Raw genomic sequence first — 8,572 nt, 5'->3', positions numbered from 1 at the left:
ACATCAGGTTTAATCCCCCGCCATGCCGGCTCGTTCGGTTTTGCCGCGGCAAATTTGGGCGAAGAGGCAACGGTAATCAACTGTACAACATAATCTGGATAATTAATTGCCATATAGGTGGCGACTAATCCCCCTAATGACCACCCTAACCAAATCGCTTGACGTGGTGCTTGCCTCACTAATGCTTGCGCTATCTGGGCTAAATCTTCTGCATGACACCCAGCACTATGGCCATAACCAGGAAGATCGACAACATGGACGCGAAAGTTGGCCTGTAACTGTTCACACGCTTGCTGCCACACGGCCCCATTCATCCCCCAACCATGCACCAGTACCAGATCAGGGCCTTTCCCTTGAACTTGCCAATACAAATCTGTTGCCATCTTCACTTTTCCTCCTACCAAAATCAGCCTTATTTTCCCGCTCAAGCTGCACAATATAAACGGATACCTTATTCAAGGCTAAAATATGTCACTCGGAGTGATCGACGCTTTCAAAAAAATACCCACTTGGTTAGCACCAGCCTGCGCATTATGCCGTCTGCCACTGGATAATCAGGCACAATATGGTCTCTGTTCTGCTTGTCAGGCTTGGTTTGCTGCCACTGTTCGCTGTCCTCTCTGTGGTTTGCCCTGCTTAACCGTAACCGACGCATGTGGTCAATGTTTACACTCGCCCCCGCCTTGGCAACGGCTATTTTGTATCGGCGATTATCAATTTCCGCTTAGTCACATGATTCACCAGTTCAAATACCAGCGCCAATTCTGGCAAGCCCGTGACTTAGCCGCCCGTCTTGCTGACACGATCAAACAGCCCGCGCCACTGCTCACCGCTGTGCCTCTTCACTGGCGACGCCAATGGTACAGAGGGTTTAATCAAAGTGAGTTACTGGCGCAAGCATTGGCTCAACAGCTCGGCAGTCAGTTTTCACCAACGCTATTTACTCGTCGGCGAGCAACACCAGCACAACAGTCGTTGACCAAACAACAACGAGAACGTAATTTAACTGGCGCATTTGAGCTTAATCAGCGCCCGACTCACTCACATATTGCGATTGTTGATGATGTGGTCACCACGGGCAGTACAATGCGACAATTATGCCATTTACTACTTGAAGTCGGCATCGAAAGGATTGATATTTACTGTCTATGCCGTACTCCTGAGCCGAGTGATCTCTTAACCCCTTGAGTATAAAAAGGGCTGGATCCTCTCTGTCACAGGAGTAGAATGGTCAACAGTAACCTACAAAACTACTCAGGTATTCGTCGTGTCAAATCCTATTATTATTACAGAATCTGCTCAGTCCCACTTCGCTAAACTCTTGGCTCAGCAACCTGAAGGTACCAATATTCGGGTGTTTGTGGTTAATCCCGGAACACAGAATGCTGAATGTGGTGTCTCTTATTGCCCGCCAGAGGCCGTTGAAGCCACGGATACTGAAATCTCATTTACTGGTTTTTCCGCCTACATTGATGAGTTAAGTCTTCCTTTTCTTGATGATGCAGAGATTGACTTTGTGACCGATAAAATGGGCTCACAACTCACACTCAAAGCGCCTAATGCCAAAATGCGTAAAGTAGCGGATGATGCGCCACTCATGGCTCGGGTTGAATACGCCATCCAAACTCAAGTTAACCCACAACTGGCTGGACATGGCGGCCATGTTAGCTTAATCGATATTACTGATGAGGGAGTGGCGTTAGTTCAATTTGGAGGCGGTTGCAACGGTTGTTCAATGGTCGATGTCACATTAAAAGATGGCATTGAGAAAGAACTGCTCGCTCAATTTGAAGGGGAATTGACCGCCGTGCGCGACTCCACCGAACATGATCGTGGTGAACACTCGTACTACTAAGGTCTGCTGACCTTGCGCGGTTAAATTTTGCTCGAGATAAAAGCGTTTTCATCGTAGCGAGAGGTTTGTGGCCTAGTCATACTAAGCAAAAGGCCTCTCAACCAAGAGTAAAATACCGGTTTTGCCGATCAGCTGATGCCAAACATCAGCTTTTTTATTCTCACAGACCCTTTTTTCTCATATATTAAGAAAGCGTTGTCTATGAAGGAGTTCGCCAATGCCCTCTAAAACCTTACCCGAGATTTTGACGCAACATACGGTTGCGCAATCTAAGCTTTTTGCAATCGAGGCACTTGATCTGCGCTTCTCGAACGGGGCAGAACGAACTTATGAACGGATGAGACCCAGTGGGCGTCATGCGGTAATGATGGTTCCGATTACTCAACAGGGCGATATTTTATTAGTTCGCGAATATGCTGTAGGCACAGAGCGGTATGAACTTGGTTTTCCGAAAGGGTTAATCGACCCCGGAGAGTCACCAGAGCAGGCGGCTATTCGTGAGTTAAAAGAAGAAATTGGCATGGGAGCAACGCAACTAACCCCATTAAAGGAGGTGGTGTTGGCCCCCTCCTATTTTTCTAGTCGCATGACCCTTTTCATTGCTCAAGGGCTATACTCAGAACAGCTAGAGGGCGACGAGCCCGAACCCCTTGAAGTGGTACGCTGGCCTTTAGCTCAAGCAGAAGAGTTGATCACGCATCTCGATTTTAGTGAAGCGCGCAGCATTAGTGCTCTGCTGCTTACTCTTCGTTGTTTATCAGCCTCTCCCATTCAGCGATAGGAGCGAGTATGCCAACGGTTAACGATCTTGCCCATTTATTGCCGGAAGTGATCAGCATTGCGCGTTCTGCCGGGCAGCTTATTCTCGATATTTATGAAAATAAATCGTACCAAGCGTTCACTAAGCAGGATGACACACCTGTCACGAGTGCTGATCTTGCCGCACATAAGCTAATTACAGAACGGTTAAGTGCACTGACTCCCGACATTCCAGTGTTATCGGAAGAAGCAGCGGATATCAGTTTAACGACACGAGAAACTTGGCGACGCTACTGGCTGGTTGACCCATTAGATGGTACTCAGGAGTTTATTGCCCGTAGCGGTGATTTTGCGACAGTGATTGCTTTGGTTGAAGATCATCAGCCAGTTATGGGCGTGGTGTATGGGCCGGTTTCTGGGGTCACTTATTACGCCTATAAAGGTAAAGGAGCATGGAAAATCCCCGATATGGCAGAAAGCCTGCGAATTCAGAGCCATAAACATCAGTTACCTGGTCAACCGATTGCTATCGCCATTAGTCGTCGACAAGATATTAATCGCATTACACGGCATTTGAGTGCGCAATGGAATTATGATTTAGTTCCCCTAGGCTCAGCAGCTCTGAAAGCCTGTCTGGTAGCAGAAGGGGCGGTTGACTGTTATCTAAGATTAGGCCCTACCGGAGAGTGGGATACTGCGGCAACACAATGTATTGTTGAAGAAGCAGGTGGACGAATCCTTGATACTGAACTCGACCCTCTATCTTATAATGAGCGGGATACATTAGAAAACCCTAACTTCATTGTATTAGGGGATGCCGACTTACCTTGGCAGGATATATTAATCATCCAACACCAATGCTAAAGCAGGGCGTAATGCCCTGCCCGACTAGAAACGCCCTTGCTGATTAAACGAATAACGGCCTAACCCATCCGGAGTCGGCAAATAGTTTAACTGCTCAGCTAAACGAGTAGGAAAATCTGCCCCAGGTTTGAACCATGCTTGCGCACTAAAACGGCGATCGGCCTGCACTTCCGCTGAAAATTCACTGCTCATTTGCTTGTTTTGCTGGCTACCATGCACCGTCAATACACTTTGCTGGCAAGAAAGATCAGCCATTATTGGGCCAAGCTCCAATTTACCGAGAGGGGTTCCAATTTCACTTTGCGTCCAAGCCAGTACGCCCTCCGCCTGAGCACACCACGGCGCTTGGTAACGATAATGCCGCAGCGTCAATTCAATTTGCCCTTGTAAGCTCACCGGAACTGGCAACCTTAAGTAAGGCTGCACCTGCTCGGCAGGCAAAGAAAGCACCATATGCTCAGCAAATGGGCCAGAAAAATCATAGCCCACGACGCCTTTACCTTGCACCTGCTTATCGCTTCCTCGACCAAAACGAACGTTAAGCTGGGCTTTCGCGGTAAATAAGGCAGACCAGTCCCATTGCCACTGTACCTGTCCCCAGTTTTGCTGCTGCCAACGCACTTGCTTAGCACTGCCATGCCATACGGTGCCATCAACACCTTGGATCACCAAACCGGTAGGTAGTGGAAGATGAGTGAAAACAACCTGAGCGGGTAAATGTGCAATTGCACTCACCACCATGACCAACACAAATAAACAGCTATAACGCACTATCGGTTTCATCTCACCCTACCCGTTTGAACTGCAAACGTTTTACCTCAACCACACCCGAGGTTTTTCCTCGCTCCAAATCCATATACTCAACATCAATGCCTTGCCGTTCTTTTAAATAAGCCAGCCAATCAACTAATTGAGAAAAAGGGACGGGTTGAATCCAAACCTGCATTCTGTCACCACGCGGCTGGACTCTCACCAGCTCAACTTTAAATTGTCCAGTTGAAGAAGCGATCACCTGATTCAATGGCTGAGTTGAGCGAACCACACCGCTCTGCTGACGCAAGCTAACAATTTGATCAGCGCGCTTTTCTACCCACTGAAGTAATTGCTTTTCCGTGTTCAGACGCACATTTACGGCGGCACTCTGCTGCTGCAGAGGGACTAGGATTCCCCAATAAAGTAGCCCGAGTAATGCTGCAGCACCACCAATCAGCAATAATCGCTGCTCACGCTGGCTAATGCTCTGCCACCACAGTCCAAGTGCGGTTAATTTCTGTTTCATTCGTCACGCCCTGCCATTGCTTTCAGTACAAAGGAACCGAATACCCGCTCAGCATTCTTATTTAATTGCCCCTGCTCTACCACAAAATATTGGGCTAATTTTACTCTCGCCTGCTCAAAGCTCTGAAAATCAGGCCCGCTTACGTCAAGACGGAGCTCGGCTCGATTGGCATCAAAACGTAAGCTTTGAATTTCCATCCCTTCCATCTGTCCAATGCTTTCGGGGAGTAAATTCAGCCAGTTGAGTAGCACTTCAGCTTGCGAACCACCAGACAGAGCCGTTAACTCGTCACTCATTTGTCGTTTTAAATAACTCACCGTGGGAATACGTTGCTTATCAGGAAAAATCGTTCTGAAAATGCGTTCACTTTCAGCCCGATAGGCTTGTGCCGTTAAGCGAGCTTGATGAAGGTGTAACCCTTGGCTGACCAAGAGCACCACCAATAAGAACACCGCAGAGATGGCCGTCTTTCGCCAGATAAGCCAATGTTTAAGCCAAGATGATTTGGGTTTGAAGCTTCCGGTCAATAGGTTGATTTTATGGCTAAAAAGCTGCTCAGCGATCAATGGCATCCAAGGCCGTTCAAGAGCGTTCTCCCACACCTGATCTGCCGCTAACGGTAAGTCAGGCAAGGGCGTATAAGCAATAAGAGGCAGCGGTTGATCCGCCCCATTCACCCATTCTGTCGCACAAAACCAAGATAGCCAATCTTGCTCTATGCTAATACCGTGATAGTTTCCTTTACGGATCAACCAGTCAGATCCCAGCTGCAATGCACTCAGCCCGTCGTGGTTGACCGGCAGCGTCAACACATCTGGTACCACACGCTTAACGACAATCCCGAATGATGCCAGCTGATCTAGGATCGACTGCAACCAAGCTCGCTCGATCACGGCGACAAAAGCCTGTTCACCTTGCCTATCCACCACGGAGAAATGCAACTCATCAACATCCTGAGCGAGTTCATCTTCCAATAAATACGGTAAAATAGAGGAGAACTGGCGGCTGGCTCCGGACGGGATCGTCACTTGCGTTAATAACAGATCACTGCTGGCTAACAAGACAATGGTTGAGCGCTGAAGCGCATGTGGGGCTAACTGATCCAGCTGTTGCCACCCCTTCAGCGTTCCATGGTCAAGCACTTCCTGTTGAGTGGAAGACCAGACAAACCAAAGAATGGGCGCATTTTGTTGACTACTCAGCCGAACGATTAAGCTCTCGCTCACCGACTCCTCCATAGCGACGGCGTATCACCGTTGCATCCTTTTTATTACGACTATAAAACAGGCTGCGAATCCGCACTTGAGACGTATCCACTTTCACCTGTGCATCTACTTCAAAATAGTGGCTATCAACGCTTAAATAAGCACGAGCTTCTTCACGACGAGCTTGTTCTATCGCTGCAATCTGTGGTTCAGCTAAAAAACTTGCCACACTGTCCCAACCATCAAAAGGGCGAGACTCTAACACGCTTTTGGCGTTCGATTCACTTAAATATGGGCTGAACATGGCCACCAATAATTTCGCTTGTTCTGGCGCAAGAGTATTGATGTTTAAACGCCAATCTTGATCTGGAAGGGCACACACATAGGGGGTGAGTAAATGCATCACCTTCCCTCCCATTTGATAAACCGCTCGAAGCTCACTGCTATCGGCTAATCGCCCATTAGGGGGTAAATAAGCTGGCGTCATTGATTCATACAGTGCATCTTCCGCACCATTGGCTCGATTTACACGGTCATCATTGTCAATAAAATCCCACGTTGCATCGGCGATCGTTTCTGCTTGATAATTCTCGACCTCTAATTCATCCAGTAACGCTCGCCACACTCGGTAAACATAAGGTGGTGTATTATTACTATTGGCTGCCAACCCTGAGAACACATTGACATTAAAGCAGGCCTGTTTATCGATAATACTTCCAGTGACCTGCCCATAATCAAGTGGGTAGGTACGGTTTCTTTGCGCCCAAGGTTGATTGAGGTTGATGGTGTCGTTGTCTTTATAGCTTTGTTCAATCGCGACTTTCGCTAATGATTCCACGCCAATCGAATACCAATACGCCTGCTGATAACCAACCTGATGATTAGCTCGCTGAAATTGGCTAAACATCCGTTGAGACATGGTCGCAGCAATCGAGACCATGATTGCTAAGAGCAACAATACAATGATCAGTGCCACGCCTCGCTGGTTATGATGACGAGTCATTCGTCTCTCCCACCGAGCCACCGGTTAATAAATAAATACGTTCAATCTCACCATAATCTTTTAATGTCAAACCGATCGCGATAGCTTGTGGTAGCACTTGTTGGGTTTCCCATTGATTAGACCATTGCCCATTAAGATAGAAGCGAACCGACCAAGCTTCGACATCATTCAATAAAGGGGCAATGATCGGCTCTTGCCCGGTCGGTGTATCGGGATAACGCCACCAGACTCTTTCGAGCACTTGCTCTTTGATTCGATAGCCGACTTTCAACACTTCCCCGCGTGGAAATTGTTGTTGAGGATTGTGCCAACCAAGACGAGTGAACAGCAAGCCTTTCGTGTCAGAGTCGAGTAAGTAATCCTGCCATTGTACAAGTTGTGCTGACGCCGATTCACCCTCGTGACGAAAGGGACGCAACGCCATCTGGCGGAAATCTGCATCCATAATGACCATCGCTCGCTGTAACTCACTCAACCTTGCTTCGCGCTGAGCCGAAACTTGATTACTTTGCTGAACTTGATACAACACTTGATAAGCTGCCACACTCAAGCTGGCAAAAATCGCCATCGCAACCAGCACTTCAATGAGTGTAAACCCGTGCGCTGTGCTTCTATTTCCCCGCGCTGTGCTTTTATTTGGCCACATAGCTTCTTACCGTAATAACCGGAGAGGCTTTGGCCTCCGTGGCCACACTCACATCAAAAGCGGCTAAAATAGCGTTCGAAGTTTTCACTGGAGTGATGCGCCAATACCAGGTTCTGCCAGCGAGTTCTTCTCGTCCTTCACGTTCAGCTAATGACTTTGCATTCAAGTGCACTTTTGCCATCTGGTTATCAGCGACCATGGCAGCAAATGCCTTCTCTTCCAAATAACTGATGGTATTGACGTGTTGAGTCACTGTGCGCATCACACTCATGGCGGCGGTGGCAAAAATGGCTAACGCCACCAAGACTTCTAATAAAGTAAACCCTCGTCTATGGTGTATCATCTGACTCTCCGGGAGCAAGTAGACGAATCTGTCCATTCTCTTTCACCACGATCTGCCAACCAGTGTCGATACTTTGCTGAGTGGCATAAATAGTAAGATGAAACGGAGTGATCTCTCCACTGGATAAAATAAACACTTGAGGGGCGGGCTGTACTGGCTGTGTTTCGGATTCGGCAAACATTTGTTCGTCGAATAAGGTGCTGGGAATAAATAATCTATCTTTGTCTTGCCAAGCCCCCCCACCGACCAAAAATTGCACACTGAGTTTATCATCTAACAATAGCTGTGCCGCAAAGCCGGTTTTATCAATCCGCTGCCAACCTTTCTCACTCAATTGCAAAAATGTCATGCGTTGTTTTTGTTCATCAACTCGCAGTCCAAAATCTAAACCACTTAACAAGGCTTCTTCATTCAACAATTGCAAACGCTGAAACAGACTTTGAGCACTTTTTTCAATTTCATCATTGTGTTTGGCAGGTAAGGTCGCAATCACAGCAACAGCGCTGAGTGAAAGTAACACTAACACCAACATTATTTCGAGAAGCGTAAAACCGCGCTGCCATCTCATCCAACATCACCCAATACCATAACCACCAAGATCAACGTGCTCATTCGCCG

Annotated in this window: 12 protein-coding genes; 4 read left to right on the top strand and 8 right to left on the bottom strand. The window is 47.7% G+C overall.

All coding sequences use genetic code 11. From position 1 onward, the window contains the following. Window positions 1–383 (bottom strand): alpha/beta fold hydrolase (locus B7C60_RS17565; protein WP_245868425.1); only part of this gene is annotated, 383 nt, incomplete at its 3' end. An 85-nt stretch (window positions 384–468) separates the two neighbouring features. Between B7C60_RS17565 and B7C60_RS02230 the strand changes: the two genes are divergently transcribed. From B7C60_RS02230 to cysQ, 4 genes are all read left to right on the top strand, one after another. After that, window positions 469–1,188, top strand: a complete 720-nt coding sequence (locus tag B7C60_RS02230; protein ID WP_099610238.1) for a ComF family protein — start codon at window positions 469–471, stop codon at window positions 1,186–1,188. 79 nt (window positions 1,189–1,267) lie between these two features. Continuing rightward, the gene (gene nfuA / locus B7C60_RS02225; RefSeq protein WP_099610237.1) at window positions 1,268–1,855 is read left to right on the top strand and encodes a Fe-S biogenesis protein NfuA; all 588 of its coding nucleotides are present in this window, start codon (window positions 1,268–1,270) and stop codon (window positions 1,853–1,855) included. Window positions 1,856–2,072: 217 nt separating this feature from the next. Then, a complete protein-coding gene (nudE, locus tag B7C60_RS02220; protein ID WP_099610236.1) occupies window positions 2,073–2,636 on the top strand; it encodes an ADP compounds hydrolase NudE in 564 nt (187 codons plus the stop codon). A gap of 8 nt (window positions 2,637–2,644) precedes the next feature. Continuing rightward, window positions 2,645–3,478, top strand: coding sequence for a 3'(2'),5'-bisphosphate nucleotidase CysQ (gene cysQ, locus B7C60_RS02215; protein WP_099610235.1), 834 nt, complete (start codon window positions 2,645–2,647; stop codon window positions 3,476–3,478). A gap of 24 nt (window positions 3,479–3,502) precedes the next feature. Here the strand turns inward: cysQ and B7C60_RS02210 are convergent, their stop codons facing one another. From B7C60_RS02210 to gspH, 7 genes are read right to left on the bottom strand one after another with little or no spacing between them, the layout of a single operon-like run. Beyond that, on the bottom strand, window positions 3,503–4,261 hold the full coding sequence (locus tag B7C60_RS02210) for a type II secretion system protein N (RefSeq protein ID WP_099610234.1): 759 nt from the start codon (window positions 4,259–4,261) through the stop codon (window positions 3,503–3,505). A 1-nt stretch (window position 4,262) separates the two neighbouring features. Then, window positions 4,263–4,757, bottom strand: coding sequence for a type II secretion system protein M (locus tag B7C60_RS02205; RefSeq protein WP_099610233.1), 495 nt, complete (start codon window positions 4,755–4,757; stop codon window positions 4,263–4,265). Continuing rightward, window positions 4,754–5,983, bottom strand: a complete 1,230-nt coding sequence (gene gspL, locus B7C60_RS02200; protein ID WP_172953220.1) for a type II secretion system protein GspL — start codon at window positions 5,981–5,983, stop codon at window positions 4,754–4,756. Before gspL ends, B7C60_RS02205 begins: the two co-directional genes overlap by 4 nt. Next, window positions 5,952–6,965: a type II secretion system minor pseudopilin GspK gene (gene gspK, locus B7C60_RS02195; RefSeq protein WP_099610231.1), complete on the bottom strand. Its 1,014-nt coding sequence runs from the start codon at window positions 6,963–6,965 to the stop codon at window positions 5,952–5,954. The genes gspL and gspK overlap by 32 nt, the downstream gene beginning before the upstream one ends. Continuing rightward, a complete protein-coding gene (gene gspJ, locus B7C60_RS02190) occupies window positions 6,949–7,611 on the bottom strand; it encodes a type II secretion system minor pseudopilin GspJ (RefSeq protein ID WP_099610230.1) in 663 nt (220 codons plus the stop codon). Before gspJ ends, gspK begins: the two co-directional genes overlap by 17 nt. After that, the gene (gspI, locus tag B7C60_RS02185) at window positions 7,598–7,951 is read right to left on the bottom strand and encodes a type II secretion system minor pseudopilin GspI (RefSeq protein ID WP_170887785.1); all 354 of its coding nucleotides are present in this window, start codon (window positions 7,949–7,951) and stop codon (window positions 7,598–7,600) included. The genes gspJ and gspI overlap by 14 nt, the downstream gene beginning before the upstream one ends. Further along, the gene (gene gspH / locus B7C60_RS02180; RefSeq protein WP_099610228.1) at window positions 7,941–8,522 is read right to left on the bottom strand and encodes a type II secretion system minor pseudopilin GspH; all 582 of its coding nucleotides are present in this window, start codon (window positions 8,520–8,522) and stop codon (window positions 7,941–7,943) included. Before gspH ends, gspI begins: the two co-directional genes overlap by 11 nt. Between the last annotated feature and the right edge of the window lie 50 nt (window positions 8,523–8,572).

The organism is Vibrio fujianensis (genome assembly GCF_002749895.1).
GTDB classification, from domain to species: domain Bacteria; phylum Pseudomonadota; class Gammaproteobacteria; order Enterobacterales; family Vibrionaceae; genus Vibrio; species Vibrio fujianensis.
The sequence above is the reverse complement of the archived record's forward strand: the minus strand, read 5'-3'. Positions and strand labels throughout refer to the sequence as shown.

Excerpts from the sequence above, each read along its gene's own strand:
- B7C60_RS02230 (WP_099610238.1), top strand. The coding sequence starts at position 469 with ATGTCACTCGGAGTGATCGACGCTTTCAAAAAAATACCCACTTGGTTA.
- gspJ (WP_099610230.1), bottom strand. The coding sequence starts at position 7,611 with ATGTGGCCAAATAAAAGCACAGCGCGGGGAAATAGAAGCACAGCGCAC.
- cysQ (WP_099610235.1), top strand. The coding sequence starts at position 2,645 with ATGCCAACGGTTAACGATCTTGCCCATTTATTGCCGGAAGTGATCAGC.
- B7C60_RS02205 (WP_099610233.1), bottom strand. The coding sequence starts at position 4,757 with ATGAAACAGAAATTAACCGCACTTGGACTGTGGTGGCAGAGCATTAGC.
- gspH (WP_099610228.1), bottom strand. The coding sequence starts at position 8,522 with ATGAGATGGCAGCGCGGTTTTACGCTTCTCGAAATAATGTTGGTGTTA.
- gspK (WP_099610231.1), bottom strand. The coding sequence starts at position 6,965 with ATGACTCGTCATCATAACCAGCGAGGCGTGGCACTGATCATTGTATTG.
- nudE (WP_099610236.1), top strand. The coding sequence starts at position 2,073 with ATGCCCTCTAAAACCTTACCCGAGATTTTGACGCAACATACGGTTGCG.
- B7C60_RS02210 (WP_099610234.1), bottom strand. The coding sequence starts at position 4,261 with ATGAAACCGATAGTGCGTTATAGCTGTTTATTTGTGTTGGTCATGGTG.